16 protein-coding genes and 1 other RNA gene are annotated in these 11,820 nt (G+C 20.1%); 16 read left to right on the forward strand and 1 reads right to left on the reverse strand.

The features are described 5' to 3' along the window. The first annotated feature begins 694 nt into the window (after positions 1-694). From X271_RS00445 to X271_RS00485, 9 genes are all read left to right on the forward strand, one after another. Positions 695-1,297 carry a hypothetical protein gene (locus X271_RS00445; RefSeq protein ID WP_025208503.1) on the forward strand — a complete coding sequence of 201 codons (603 nt, stop codon included), beginning with the start codon at positions 695-697 and terminating at the stop codon, positions 1,295-1,297. Next, positions 1,278-1,622 carry a thioredoxin family protein gene (locus X271_RS00450; protein ID WP_025208504.1) on the forward strand — a complete coding sequence of 115 codons (345 nt, stop codon included), beginning with the start codon at positions 1,278-1,280 and terminating at the stop codon, positions 1,620-1,622. The genes X271_RS00445 and X271_RS00450 overlap by 20 nt, the downstream gene beginning before the upstream one ends. A 20-nt stretch (positions 1,623-1,642) precedes the next feature. Then, entirely contained in the window at positions 1,643-2,305 is a 663-nt protein-coding gene (locus X271_RS00455) for a hypothetical protein (RefSeq protein ID WP_025208505.1), read from the forward strand. Continuing rightward, positions 2,281-2,946: a (d)CMP kinase gene (gene cmk / locus X271_RS00460; RefSeq protein ID WP_025208506.1), complete on the forward strand. Its 666-nt coding sequence runs from the start codon at positions 2,281-2,283 to the stop codon at positions 2,944-2,946. The genes X271_RS00455 and cmk overlap by 25 nt, the downstream gene beginning before the upstream one ends. Next, positions 2,939-4,252 carry a ribosome biogenesis GTPase Der gene (gene der, locus X271_RS00465; protein WP_025208507.1) on the forward strand — a complete coding sequence of 438 codons (1,314 nt, stop codon included), beginning with the start codon at positions 2,939-2,941 and terminating at the stop codon, positions 4,250-4,252. The genes cmk and der overlap by 8 nt, the downstream gene beginning before the upstream one ends. After that, entirely contained in the window at positions 4,253-5,320 is a 1,068-nt protein-coding gene (locus X271_RS00470) for an NAD(P)H-dependent glycerol-3-phosphate dehydrogenase (RefSeq protein ID WP_025208508.1), read from the forward strand. It abuts the gene before it with no gap. Further along, a complete protein-coding gene (locus tag X271_RS00475; protein WP_025208509.1) occupies positions 5,313-5,591 on the forward strand; it encodes an HU family DNA-binding protein in 279 nt (92 codons plus the stop codon). Before X271_RS00470 ends, X271_RS00475 begins: the two co-directional genes overlap by 8 nt. Positions 5,592-5,721: 130 nt before the next feature. Beyond that, positions 5,722-6,459, forward strand: a complete 738-nt coding sequence (locus tag X271_RS00480; protein ID WP_038462323.1) for a zinc metallopeptidase — start codon at positions 5,722-5,724, stop codon at positions 6,457-6,459. Positions 6,460-6,487: 28 nt separating this feature from the next. After that, positions 6,488-7,066: a hypothetical protein gene (locus X271_RS00485; protein ID WP_025208511.1), complete on the forward strand. Its 579-nt coding sequence runs from the start codon at positions 6,488-6,490 to the stop codon at positions 7,064-7,066. On the opposite strand, the gene X271_RS00490 is transcribed toward X271_RS00485, so the two are convergent. Next, positions 7,047-7,532 (reverse strand): Holliday junction resolvase RecU, encoded by a 486-nt coding sequence (locus X271_RS00490; RefSeq protein WP_025208512.1) that lies wholly within the window; start codon positions 7,530-7,532, stop codon positions 7,047-7,049. The two genes, X271_RS00485 and X271_RS00490, sit on opposite strands and share 20 nt — an antisense overlap. 63 nt (positions 7,533-7,595) lie before the next feature. Here X271_RS00490 and rnpB point away from each other — a divergent pair. The 7 genes from rnpB (at position 7,596) to X271_RS00520 (ending at position 11,618) form a co-directional block, all read left to right on the forward strand. Further along, positions 7,596-7,941: RNase P RNA component class B (gene rnpB / locus X271_RS03075), an RNA gene on the forward strand. 71 nt (positions 7,942-8,012) lie between these two features. Beyond that, a complete protein-coding gene (locus X271_RS00495; protein ID WP_025208513.1) occupies positions 8,013-8,519 on the forward strand; it encodes an MHJ_0274 family protein in 507 nt (168 codons plus the stop codon). Beyond that, entirely contained in the window at positions 8,497-9,111 is a 615-nt protein-coding gene (gene pgsA / locus X271_RS00500; protein ID WP_038462216.1) for a CDP-diacylglycerol--glycerol-3-phosphate 3-phosphatidyltransferase, read from the forward strand. Before X271_RS00495 ends, pgsA begins: the two co-directional genes overlap by 23 nt. After that, positions 9,111-9,299, forward strand: coding sequence for a hypothetical protein (locus X271_RS00505; protein ID WP_025208514.1), 189 nt, complete (start codon positions 9,111-9,113; stop codon positions 9,297-9,299). Before pgsA ends, X271_RS00505 begins: the two co-directional genes overlap by 1 nt. 11 nt (positions 9,300-9,310) lie before the next feature. Next, entirely contained in the window at positions 9,311-9,790 is a 480-nt protein-coding gene (locus X271_RS00510; protein WP_025208515.1) for a CinA family protein, read from the forward strand. A 35-nt stretch (positions 9,791-9,825) separates the two neighbouring features. Next, the gene (recA, locus tag X271_RS00515) at positions 9,826-10,806 is read left to right on the forward strand and encodes a recombinase RecA (protein ID WP_025208516.1); all 981 of its coding nucleotides are present in this window, start codon (positions 9,826-9,828) and stop codon (positions 10,804-10,806) included. A 32-nt stretch (positions 10,807-10,838) separates the two neighbouring features. Then, entirely contained in the window at positions 10,839-11,618 is a 780-nt protein-coding gene (locus X271_RS00520; RefSeq protein ID WP_025208517.1) for a TIGR00282 family metallophosphoesterase, read from the forward strand. The last annotated feature ends 202 nt before the right edge of the window (positions 11,619-11,820 follow it).

Here is an 11,820-nt window from a genome sequence, read left to right on the forward strand (position 1 = left end):
AAATTATATTTTAAGAAACATAAATTTTCCGGGAGAAATTTTTGAAATAAATGAGTGTTCTACATTTATAACTTTTAATATTAAAATTTTTAAAAATTTTAATATTAATGATTTATATTTATTTAAAAGTCATTTCAATAATGATTTTTATAAAGTAAAATATCGCTTTGATATTAATGATATTAATAAAAAAAACTTATTATTAGAAATTAAAAATAATTATTATAATTTTCCTAATTTTAAAAATCTGATTATAAAATTAAAATCTGATTATATCAATGAAAAAATAATATTAGGAGAAAATTATAAGGGTCAAAAAATATATAAATCATTATCAAAATTATTCATAGTTGCACAACAGGAAGACAAAATTAATTTTGTAAATAATTTAATTACTACAATAGTTTTAACAAAAGATTATCAAGAAATTAAATTTAAAATTTTAAATAAAGAAGATTTTAAATTTGCTTATGATGATTCACTTCCCTATTTTGAAAAAAATAAGAATAATATTAATTATTCTTTACAAGAAATTATAAATATTTTTGAAACAAGAAATAATTTATTAAAGAAATATAATATAAGTAATTTTGATAAATATAATAAATCTATTGCAGATAAAGAAAAAAAAATAGAAAAAATAATATTAATTATTCCTGAAATTATAGATATATTAAATAATAATGATCCATTAATGATTAAAAAATTTGAAAAAATTATTGAATATGGCGAAAAATTTTTAATTTATCCAATTATATTAACAAATAAAATTGATGATAAAAATTTTAAAAATTTTAATTTGAATTTATTTAAAAAAGAACAAAAGATTTTATTTTCTGTAAATGATTTTTCAAAAAATTATATTTTTAAAGAAAAAGCAATTGATCAATTATTTTTAATTGGAGATTTCTTAATTTATAATGAAAATAAATTTATTCATTGTCAACAAACAAAAATTTCTGATCAAGAATTAAAATTAATTAATAATTATTTAAAAAATTTTTATAATTTTAAAAATAGAAAGAAAAAATTAAATAAAAATATGAAATTAGAAATTGAAGATGAAAATTCTTTAGAACAAAAAGATTTTTTAATTAAATCAGCAAAAATTATTTTATGTGAAAAAAAGGAAATTAATTTGCAAACAATTCAATCTTATATGGGAATAAATTATAATGAGGCCTACTTAATTTTAGATAATTTATTTAAATATAAAATTATTGAAAAAGAAAAAAATAATAATAATTTTTATAAATTAATTGATGAGGATATTTGTAATGAGATCAGAGATTTCTAAATCTGTAATTTTTAATTTAAGAGAGGAAATTGAAAAAAATGAAAAACCTATTTTTGTTTATTTTTTTGCTTCTTGATGTGGAGAATGTAAAATGTCTAGTTTAATTTTTGAAAGATTAAAGGAAAAATATGAAGGTAAAATTTTATTTTTTAATATTAATGTTGATCAAGAAAAATTATGAATTAGTAAAGAAAATAAATTTTTTCAGGTAGAAAAAGTTCCTACCTTTATGATTTTTAAAAATTTAAAAGAAATTGAAAGATATGTTAATTTTCAAACAATAAATTTTCATCAAAATAAAATTGAAAATTATTTAAATTCTTAGAATTTAAATATGAAATTATTATGGATAAAAATGTAAAAATAAAAGAATTAGATTTAACATTAGAAGAAAAAAATTTAATTTTTAATATTAATAAAAATTTAGAAAATTCTTTATACAATAATTTTTCTTTGCAAAATCAATTTTTCAAAAATTTTAATATTATTTCATATGATGAAAATAATGAAATTAATAAAAAATTACTTAATAATTTTGAAAATATTTTAAATTCTTCAAATTATTTTTATAAAGAATATCTTAATAAAAAAAATAATATTAATAATAAACAATTTGAATTTATATTGGAAGAAAATTCAATTTCAAAAGAAATTAATTCTTTTAATTTTAAATTAAATAATATAAGCAAATTATTTGTAGAAAAAGAAAAATCAGAATCTTTAAATTTTTTAAATAATATTAAATCTTATAATAATAAAGATTTAGAAAGCAAATTTATAAATCTTCATAATAAAAATTTAGATAAATTAAATTTTTTAGTAAAAGATAATAGTATTTTAAAAATAAAATCATTAGAAAATGATTTTAAATTAATAAAAAATATTAAAAATTTAAATTCTGATGTTAAAAAATTTAAAAAAAAACATAAATGATTTTGAATTGTCGTTATATTTTTAAATATAATGTTATTGGGTGTTTTTTTATGAATTTTAATAATAATAATATAGCAATAGATGGATATGCGGCAACAGGAAAATCAACTTTAGCCTTAGCTTTATCATTAGATTTAAAAATGAAATTTTTAAATACAGGAAAAATGTATCGTTTAGTTGCTATTTTTAATTTAAGAAACAATTATACAGAAGAAGAATTAGAAAAAAATTTAAGAAAACTTAAGTTTACATATAAAAATAATAAAGTGGATATAAAAAATTTTATTTATGACCAATTAGAATTGGAATCACAAGAAATTTCTGAATTATCTTCGCAATTATCAAAATTAAAATTTGTTCGAGATTATTTAACAAAAATACAAAGAAAAATTTTGAAAAAAGGAGGATTTATTGTTGAAGGTAGAGATATTGGAACAGTAGTTATTCCTAATGCTAAAATTAAATTTTTTCTTACTGTTAGTGATGAAGAAGGAGCTAAAAGGAGATTTAAAGAAATGGAAGAAAACTATAATAATTTAAAATATCAAGATATTTTGCAAAAAATTAAAGATCGTAATAAAGAAGATAAAACAAGAATTATTGCTCCTTTAATACCTGCAAAGGATGCTATAAAAATAGATACAACAAATAAAAATTACAATGAAGTTTTTAATTTAATCAAAAATAAAATATTGGAGATTAATAAAAATGTTTAAGATACCTAAAGTTGTAATTATTGGAAGACCAAATGTTGGTAAATCAACTCTTTTTAATAGATTAATTGGTAAAAAAATTTCAATTACATTTGATAAAGAAGGAGTTACAAGAGATCGAATATATCAAAAAAGTACTTGAATTGATAAAGAATTTTTAATAATAGACACTGGTGGTTATTCTAAAAATAATAATATATCTTTTCAAAATGATATAAATATTCAAATCCAAATTGCTTTAAAAGAAGCAGATTTAATTTTAATGGTTGTTTCTAAAAAAGAGGGTTTATTAAAAGAAGATCGTTTAATTGCAAAAGAAATTTTAAAATTGAAGAAAAAAGTTATTTTAGCAATTAATAAATCTGATAATTTATTAGAAATAAATAATGATATAAAAGATTTTTATTCACTTGGTATTAAAAAAATTTTTCCAATTTCTTCACTTCATGGAACAAATATTAATAATTTATTAGATGAAATAACAAAAAATTTAAATTTTTCAAATATAAAAGAAGAATCAAATTATTTAAAAATAGGGATAATTGGAAAACCAAATGTTGGTAAATCAACTTTATTAAATAAAATTTTAAAAAATGAAAGAATAATTGTTTCAAATAAACCAGGAACTACGCGGGATTTTATTGATACATTTATTGAAATTAAAGATAAAAAATATCAAATAACTGATACGGCGGGAATTAAAAAAAATAAGAAAGCTCTTGATCAAATTGAGTGATTATCAGAACTTAGATCAAATTTTGTGATAATGAATTCACAAATAATATTATTAGTAATTGATTATAAACAAGAAATTTCATTGATAGATCAAAAGTTATTATCAATTTTAAAAGATGAATATAAACCAACAATTTTATTAATAAATAAAACTGATCAATTTATTAATTCGGATTACGAAAATGTTAAATTAGAAATAAAAAATAAATTTAAATTTGCATCTTGAGTAAAAGTTGAATTTATTTCTGCGAAAACAGGAAAAAATTTAGATAATTTATTTGAAATAGTAAATCAAGTTTGAGAAAATAAAAATAAAAATATCAAAAAAAGTCATTTAAATCAATTTTTAAATGATATTCAAATGTTAAAAACTCCTCCTAGACATAATGGTATTTTGATAAAATTTGATTATATTACTTATTTTAATAAGAATTATCCAAATTTTATTATTTTCACAAATTATCCTCAATATATTCATTTTTCTTATAAAAGATTTATTGAAAACCAAATAAGGAAAATATTTAATTTTGAAGGAATTCCATTTAAAATAACTTTTAAAAGGAACGTAAAATAGATGAAAAATTTAAATAATACTAATAATATTAATAATGAATTAATAGAAAATAAAGATAAATTAAAAAAATTTAATTTTACAATTATTGGATCGGGGGCTTTTGGAACAGCAGTTGCAAATTTTCTTGTAGATAATAATAATGTAATTATTTATGGAATAGATAAAAAAGAGATAGACGATATTAAAATAAATCATAAAAATACAAAATATTTTGGATCAATAAAATTAAAAAATAAAATAGAGGCAACAAATAATATAAAAGAAGCTTTAAAAGAAGCGGATGCTATTTTACTTGCTATTCCTTCTCATATTTTTAAAATTGTTTTAAAAGAAAAGATTTTACCAAATATGAAAAAAGCAGCTTATTTTATTAATTTAGCAAAGGGATTTGATTATAAAGAAATTAAATTTTTAAATCAAATAATTGATGAAACAATTCCTAAAAATTTAAATTTAGGAACATTAAAATTATCCGGACCTTCTTTTGCAAAAGAACTTTTAAAAAAAGAACCAACAAAATTTGTTTTAGCTGCAAAAGATATTGAAATTGCAAAAAATTTAAAAAAATATTTTGAAACTAATTATATAAATATAATAATTTCTAATGAAATATATGGTGTTGAAATATTATCAGTAATTAAGAATCCTTTATCAATTTTATTAGGAATTGTTCAAGGGTTAGGATATAAAATGAATTCGAGAGCATATATTTTTTCAGAAGCATTAGAAGAAATGAAAAAAATTGTAAATTTATATAAATTAAATGAAAATATTATATTCTTGCCAGCAGGAGTTGGAGATTTATATCTTACAGGAAATTCAAAGAAATCAAGAAATTTTTCTGTAGGTTATAAAATAGGGAAAAATGATAAAGTAAATAAAAAGATTCTTAATTCATTCACTACAATTGAAGGATTGAGGTCAATTGAAATTATTTTTTTACTTGCAAAAAAAAATGGAATTGATTTAAAGTTATTTAATTTATTATATAATATAACATATAAAAATACTTCTCCTAGTAAAGCTATGGATGAGTTTTTTAAAGGAATAAATGAGCATTATGAATAATAAAAAAAATTTATTTGAAGAAATATCTAAAAATACCGGTTTAGCAAAAAAAGATGTTGAAGAAATTTTTAATTTAATTTTTATCAATGTTGAAAAAAAATTAAAATCAAGTGAAGAATTTTCAATTCCTCAGTTTGGTAAATTTAAAATAATTCAACGTAAAGCTAGACAAGGAAGAAATCCAAGAACAGGTGAAATGATTAAAATAGCTTCACAAAAAGTTATTGTTTTTAGACCTTCAAAAACTTTAAAAGATAAATTTAATAATTAAAAATTTTTTATTTAATAAAAAATTAAAATGTAAAAATTAAAAAATTTTTACATTTTTTCTTATTAATATCAATATAATTATATATATATAAAAATATTAGAGGCTAGGAGGCAAAGAGATGGAATTTTATATGTGATATTGAATATTATTTGGTTTAATAATATTTTTAATAATAATGCAAGTTGTAGTTGCAAGTAGATTTAAAAAAACTTTAGTTCATTATAGTTCTGTTCCCAATAAATCTAATAAAACAGGCGCAGAAATAGCACGAGAAATTCTTGCTAAAAATGGAATTTCAAATGTTACTGTTATTAAAGCAGGAAAAGAAGGCGTAGATCATTATGATCCAAGAAAAAATCATATTATGCTTTCTCCTAGTATTTATGATTCTAGTTCTATTGCAGCAGCATCTGTTGCAGCACACGAGGTTGGCCATGCAATCCAATGAGGAAAAAGAGAATTGGGAATTCGTTTTCGTGATACTTTAGCACAACCTATAGGAATAATTTCAAATATTGGTTCAGTTATGATGAACATTGGATTTACTTTATTAATTTTTGGATTAATATTTGGATCAAATTCAAGTTATGGAACTTTTGTATTTTGAATTTTAGTTCCTGGAGTTGTTGTTTATGGTGCAACTGCTTTATTTCAACTTGTAACTTTACCGATTGAATATAATGCATCATATAAAGCAAAAAAACAATTACAGACAATGGGATTTATAACAACAGAAGATGAAAGAATTGCAACAAAAAAAGTTCTTAATGCTGCAGCCTTAACTTATGTTATGGCCCTTATTACTACACTTGCAGTTTTTGCATTATATTTATTAAAATTATTAGCAATTATAGGAAGTAGACGTTAATTAAAAATTAAATGAAAGTTTAATAATTATGATTGATATTCGGAGTTTATTACAAGATAATTTAATAAATAAAGAAAGATTATTATTAAAAAAATATAAATTATTAGGTTTAAAAGAACAAGAAGTTTTACTTGTAATTTCAATTTTAAATTTTGATTTAAGTGAAAATATTTCTCTTAATAAAATAGCAAAAGGTTTAGATATATCAAAATCTGATGCTGATAATATTTTAACTTCATTGGTACAACAAAAATTAATTAAAATTGATTTAAAAGGAAGAGAAATTTCTTTTAATTTAAATAATTTGTGAGAAAGATTATTGAATCTTTATTATATTCCTAAAAATAATTCAACAAAAGAGGATAGGTATTATTGATTTATTAAAAGAATGAATTTCACTAATGTTACATCTATTAAAGTTAAGTTTGAAAATTGAATAGATCAAAATTTATGAGGAAAAATTATTGAGACAATAGATAAATTAGAAAAATTTAATTTTAATTTTTCTATTTCTTGAGAAGAATTTGAAAAAATAATAGAGGAAGATATTAAACCTCATAAAAAAGATATAAATCAAATATTGCATACTAATTGACTAACTGAGTAAAAGAAGGGATAAATTCATTTAAATTTGTTTTTTGACCAATTTTTTTAATCATTTGAATGTTTATACTTTTTTTATTATTGAATTCAATAAAGTTTAAATAGTCAAATATTTTTACAATTACTATAATGTTTTCTTCTTTTTTAATTCTAAATAAAATAAAAGATTCTCCCCCTAATTTCTTTATTTTTTGAAGTTGATTAATTTGATGTTGTTTTAATCTTCTTAATTCAAAACTATTTCCTGAAATGTCTTTTAATTCTAAAAGAATAAATTTTTTGTTTATTATTCCCGTAAAATCACAAAAAGCTTTTTGATAATAAACAATTTTCTCTTTCTTCTTAATTATTACTTTTTTTATTGGTGTTGGTGATTTAATGAAAAAACCATTTTCATTTTTATTAATTTCTTTTAATAATCTTTCAATTAACAATTCAAATTTTATATTTCTTATGTCTTCTTTGTTCATATAATTAAATTAAAATAAATTACCTTATTTTCTTATTTTTTATTTATTTTGTATAATTATATTGTTATCAACTGATCGCAGAGTATTTATTTAAATATTTTGAGGAAAGTCCATGCTAGCACTTACTGAGATGTAAGTAATGTTTGTGGAATAGGAAAAAATAACTATTCAAACAAGAGCAAACTTGTTATGGCAAATTTAAATCTAAGGTTTTTTAAATTATGATTTAAATTGTGGTGCCACAGAGACGAGCTTAAAAGAAATTTTAAGGTGAAACGAGGTAAACCCCACAAGCTAGAAACCTAAATTATGGTAAGGGAACCAAAATAGGGAAATCAACCGATTTTTGGAATTAATGATAATTCATTAGTTAGATAAATGGTCAGATAAACAAAATATGGCTTACGATAACAAAAAGCAAATTCTAAAAGCAGTTTAAACTGCTTTTTTTATTTTAATTTTTTATATAATAAAAATGTTATGTTTGCAATAATTTTTATAACTTTATTTTTTCTGATAATAATAGTATTAGTAATTGTTGCTGTTTTTGGATCAAAAAAAGATAAGCAAAAACAGCAAATTGATCTAATGAAAAAAAAGAAGGATGATAAAGTATCAAAAGAAAATTCAATTAAGGTAATTTTTAAACTCTATTTATTGGTAGATATCGTTTCAAAAGATCTTAAAAATTTTAAGCCTTCAATCGGAATAAAATCTATTGGTGATATTAATAATTCTGCTTTACAAGTTATAAAAAATTTATATAATTCTGAGGAAGTTAAAAAAATTTATTTAATTCCTGAAAGAGAAAATGAATTAAAACCAATACTTGAAGAATTAAAAAAGGTAAAACCAGCAAAATGAGAAGAACAAGCTTTTTTTTCTGTTAATGTAATAAGAAATAAAGCAGAATCCTTACTTCATAGTAATAAGAAAAATCAAAAATTATTTAAGGAAATAAAGCGTGAATTTAAATACTCCGAATAAATTAATAATTTTCAGATTTATTTTAACTTTAATTATTATTATAATTCTTTCTTTTGTTCCTCTTTCATTAACAAACAATTTTTCTTTTTCAATAGGTTCAGATATTTATGTTAGTTGATTAAATGTGATTGCTCTTATTTTATTTATAATCGCATCATTTACTGATTATTTGGATGGATATCTTGCAAGAAAAAATAATCAAATTACTAATTTTGGTAAATTTTTTGATCCCCTTGCTGATAAAGTTTTAATAAATTCAGTACTGGTATTTTTCGCTGCTTTTGAATATATTCCTATTTGAATCGTTGTTATTTTTATAATTAGAGATATTATGGTTGATGGATTAAGAATGAATTTATCAACAAAAGGAAAAGTTCTTTCCGCAGATAAATTTGGAAAACTAAAAACTTTTTTTCAAATGATTGGAATAATTGTTTTATTTATAATTCATTCTCAACCTACAAGTAATTATTGAGGTTATAATTATGATAGTTATTATGCATTTTCATTAATTCCAATTTTAATTGCACTTTATTTTTCAATTTATTCAGGAATTAAATATTATTATAATAATATTCAGGAGTTATTCTAATGGAAAATGAAAATAAAAAAAATCAATTGAAAATAGAAAATAATAACAAAAAGGATAATAATGGTAAAAGAATTATTACAGAAAAAGAAAGAAAAGAAAGAAAAAAATTTATATTATGAGGATTATTATTTATTATAATATTGACTTTTCTTCTTACAACAATTAGTGAATTAATTCTTCTACTATAAATTAAAATCAGATGAAATTAAATGAAAAAACAATAAAAGAAATAATAAAAAAATTATTAAAACAAAAATTAACAATTTCTTTTGCAGAATCAATCACTGGTGGTAGTGCTGCTTTTAGTTTTGTTTCATTCTCTGGAGCAAGTAATTATTTTAATTCTTCTATTGTTGCTTATACTAATCAACAGAAAAATAAATTATTAAATGTAAATCCAGATACTTTATTTAAATACGGACCAGTTTCAAAAGAAGTAGCAAATGAAATGGCAGTTAATTTAAAATTAAAAACAACTTCTAATATTTGTATTTCATTTACAGGAAATGCAGGACCAATTATTCCTGAAAATGAAGAATTTGGATTAACTTATATTACAATCATAATTGATGATAATTTATATAATTTTAAATTTATCTCAAATAAAAAAGAAAGATCAGAGATAATTATAGATACACTTAATTTTGCTTTTTTAAATTTAAATAATAAATTAAAATAAGAAAAATTTATTTAATTTTATAAATTTAACATAGTATGAAAAATATCAATCAAAATGAAATAAATTCTTTATTTAAGGAAATAGAAAAAGAATTTGGTAAAGGATCAATTTTAAATTTAGATAAATCAAACAATTATGATATTCTAACAATTTCAACTGGATCTTATTTATTAGATGAGGCCATTGGGGTTGGTGGTTATCCTAAAGGAAGAATAATTGAAATTTATGGTCCAGAATCATCAGGAAAAACAACACTTGCATTACTTGCGATAGCAGAGGCACAAAAAGAAAAAGGAAAATATGCTGCTTTTATTGATGCTGAACATTCTCTTGATGTAAGTTATGCAAGCAAACTTGGTGTTAATCTTGAAAAAATTGCAATATCTCAACCAGATTCAGGAGAGCAAGGACTTGAAATTGCGGAAAAATTGATTGCATCAGGACTTATAAATATTTTAATAATTGATAGTGTTGCTGCTCTTACACCAATTGCAGAAATAGAAGGATCAATGGAAGAAGTTACTATTGGAGCACAAGCAAGATTAATGTCTAAATCTTTAAGGAAATTATCTGGTCTTATAAATAAAAATGAAACAGTTGTTATTTTTATAAATCAAATAAGAGAAAAAGTTGGTAATTTTTATGGAAATAAAGAAATAACTCCTGGTGGAAAAGCTTTAAAATTTTTTTCAACAATTCGTTTTAATATTAGAATGATTGAAAAAATAAAAGATAAAAATAATTTTATTGGTCAAGTAACAAATGTAAAAATAATTAAAAATAAAGTTTCTTCTCCTTATAAAGAAGCAAAAATTAACATTTATTATAATAAGGGAATTGATAAAAATCGAGAAATATTAAATTTGGCTTTAAAAAGAAATATTTTGAATCTTAAAGGATCTTGAGTTTATTATAAAAATGAAAAAATAGCCCAAGGAAAAGATTTAGCTTTAGAAATACTAATTAAAGAAAATAAAATGGAATCCTTATTAAAAGAAATTTTTAATAAGGATTAATCATTTAATTTAATTTTATAATATTAATTGATATGAAAATTTTAATAATAGGCGATATATTTGGCCAAATTGGAAAAAAAATAATTAAAGATCATTTATCAGATTATAAAAAGAAATTAAAAACGGATGTAATAATTGCTAACGGCGAAAATGTTTCAATCGGCGGTAAATCTCTTGTAAAAAAAGATTATAAATTTTTAATGGATTGTGGAGTTGATTATTTTACAATGGGTAATCATACATTTCATAATAAAGAAATTAATGATTATATTGATAATATAAATAATCTTGTAAGACCAGCGAATTATAAAAATAAAGTTAAAGGTCGAGGCTATTTAACTTTTGAAATTAAAAATAAAAAAATATTGCTAATGAATTTATTGGGAGTAAATTTTATTAACATACCTGTCAATAATCCTTTTTTAATTGCAGATGAAATTTTAAATGATAATTTTTATGATATTTCAATTTTAGATTTTCATGCTGAAACAACATCAGAAAAAAAAGTTTTATCAAATTATTTAAAAGACAAGGTTAATATTTTTTATGGAACACATACACATATTCAAACATCTGATCTTGCGATATTAGATAATAAAATGGTTTATATTACTGATGTGGGAATGACAGGAATAAGGGATTCTGCAATTGGTGTAAGATTTGAAGAAGTGACAAAATTTCTTAAAAATGGAACAAAAGAAAAATTCAAGGAAGCAACAAAAGGTTTAAAAATTTTTAATGCAATTTTTATAGAGATTGATGATAAAACAAACAAGCCAATTATAGTAAAAAGAATTTCTGATATTTTTTAATATTTTAGATAATATTTTTTTATTTAATGTATAATGAGAATGCGAGTTTTTTAAGTTAGTATTTTTTAATTTCTCTATTTTATTAATAAATAAAATAAATTTAAAAAAAATTAATTTTTTGTAATAAATTTGCTATAATAATAGTTGCCGTTAACTCGGTAATTATTGTAAAATAATTCTTTGAAAACTAAATAGAACCAGC

Origin of the sequence: Candidatus Hepatoplasma crinochetorum Av, from assembly GCF_000582535.1 — a bacterium.
Taxonomy (GTDB): domain Bacteria; phylum Bacillota_I; class Bacilli_A; order Mycoplasmatales; family Hepatoplasmataceae; genus Hepatoplasma; species Hepatoplasma crinochetorum.